The 2334-nt window shown below is 39.9% G+C and carries 2 protein-coding genes; one reads left to right on the top strand and one right to left on the bottom strand.

From position 1 onward, the window contains the following. A partial coding sequence (locus tag J7J01_05150) for a hypothetical protein (GenBank protein ID MCD6210267.1) occupies window positions 1–309 on the top strand: 309 nt, incomplete at its 5' end. A 142-nt stretch (window positions 310–451) separates the two neighbouring features. Here the strand turns inward: J7J01_05150 and J7J01_05145 are convergent. Further along, window positions 452–1963: a hypothetical protein gene (locus J7J01_05145; protein MCD6210266.1), complete on the bottom strand. Its 1512-nt coding sequence runs from the start codon at window positions 1961–1963 to the stop codon at window positions 452–454. Window positions 1964–2334 lie beyond the last annotated feature (371 nt).

The raw sequence follows: 2334 nt of genomic DNA, 5'->3' as shown, positions 1-2334 counted from the left end.
GATATGGTGTTGATAACCGTAAACGCCGTGTGTGGAAAGCGAAAGAGCGTAAAAACGATAATAATTGTAGATATTACCAATTTGACGGTGGATATTAACAGGTTCAGAAAGAAGTATAAGAGGGTAGTTTTAAAAGATAAGGACTATAAAAGGGCTTATTCCAGGTCCAAAGGCTGTTATTTTGGTGGTGGGGGGTTAAAATACTTCACGAAGATTGTTAAATTCGTTCAGATTTGGAGAGGACCACAAACCACAAGTTGGATGGGGAGTTATTCCAGTTCTGGTACTTTCAACTTCAAAGAGCCGTAATAATGTAATCGCTTACTCAAGTTTAAGTTGAATCCCGTTTGTTACAATTTACATAGCATCCCTATAAAAGTTGCGAAGGCATTTGGGTGTAAGCCGAAGTGTTGATATGATCGAGTCCGAGTGCCAGAACCCGCCAAGGTCTTCATACAAAAATTGTGAATAACTCTTTCGATACCGCCTGTGCTTTCATTTGGTTGTCAGCCGTAATGAATATAGAGTTGTATTCCAAAACATATTCTATAATCATTTCATCTCGCTCGATGCTTGATAAATTAGCTGGAATATCCTCAACTCTGCCCGGCGTCTCTAATTTTATTCGCCCTATTGATGTGAATTTTGCCAATCGCTCAAACTCTTTCTTACCGTCAGGAGTATCGCATTCCTTTCTAACAACAGGGGGAATGACTATGGTAAAACCTTCAAAGAATTTCGCATTCTCGAGGTCTTTTGATAATAAACCACGCATAATTATATTGCTATCCGGTACGATATAGCCACAATAGTATCTGAGAGTTAGGCTTAGGCTTTCATCGTCAATAAATTCGTTACAGGAAGGGCATTTCGCTTTAGATATAGCGTAAGAGATTGCCTTGTTTATCGCTCCACAATGTGGACATACAAGAGAAAGTGATCGTATAGAGAGATGCCCCCTGTTAAACTCCACTAAAAACTCTCTTGATAATAGTTCTTCTTTAATCGGTGGTGTTATCTTCTCTGGTTCACCTTTCCTCCCTTCTATCTCCCTGACGTTCTTAAATGACCTCTTAACGAACCATGGCCATTGCCTCTTTGTGGAATACCATCTCTTGAGCCATTCTGATGTTTGTATATCACCTGCATTTCCTGAGCCAACTGATAAACCATCTATTTGGAACTCCGGATTTTCATTGATTGCTTTTATGACGGCTTCTCGTACCCTTTTAGAGATTAAAGAAGCAGTTTTTGCCTCAAGATATTTGTCCTCGGAATGCTTACTTACTATTACTTCTGCGCCTTGCTTCGCTAAAAAATTTAAAAATCGTCTAAGCGTAGCTCCAATCCCATAATCATCTATTACAATTCTACAACGGCTCACATCAGCTTTCCTGAATAAAACAGACAGGATTCGTTGGTAGCTAACGTCCATTATTTTGTTCAGGTTGTATCTATCCACATGCCATGGCGGGACTTTTTCAATGATAAAATCCAATCCTGAGGTTCTCAAATGGTCCAAATTTTTAAAAATTGCATCCCAGTACTCAAACTTATGCCTTCTTTTTGTGTCTGCAGTAGCTACCAATAAATCAACCCTCTTAAATATCTCTTTTGGAAAAACCACTCCAGTAAGGATCGTATGCCCTATAACTTCTCCTTTCCCTGTCTCGTCCAAACCTATAAGAAAATCTTTTGTTGGGAGAACATAAGCAGAGCCCGCTAAAGACTCTATATATTCCCATGCTTCAAATACTGCGGGATCGTTAGAATTTGAAGGTGTGCTATAAAGCGTGCCTTTCTTGTAATAGGTAAAAGTGGAGTCTGAGAACTTAATCCGCCATGCTTCCGGGGCACTCTTGACCTCTTCTTCAATTCCACCGTGTTCTAGAAGATGGTTTCTAATCTCCTCTGCTGTTGCACTCTTAACATTTCTCCAGGTTCTGCCATGCGTTATGATCATAATTATGGGGCACTTCCAAATGCCAAGGCGTGTTCTGGCATTTTCATATAAAGTTCTGGGGATATGTAAAGCTTGTAGATAGCAAATTTATGCGAAGCGTAGCCGTATACCCGCTTGTTGTCCGAATGCGTTAGCATCGAGCAATCCGAGAGATTGCGAGAGTAGTTCCGAACCTGCCTAAGTTTGTTCATTGTCATCTGCTCCCTTAGTTTTAAAAAATACGATGTCCAACTTACTTAAAAGATCACTCAGCTCCCATCCACAGACTACCATTCAACAATCTTCTGTAAATCCTCCTTTGAGTTAATACCCAACGAAACTATTATCCCTACCAAAAGTACATGCAGACAAACGAATTTTTTCGTTTTCGC

This window comes from Methanophagales archaeon, assembly GCA_021159465.1.
GTDB lineage: Archaea > Halobacteriota > Syntropharchaeia > Alkanophagales > Methanospirareceae > G60ANME1.
The sequence above is the reverse complement of the archived record's forward strand: the minus strand, read 5'-3'. Positions and strand labels throughout refer to the sequence as shown.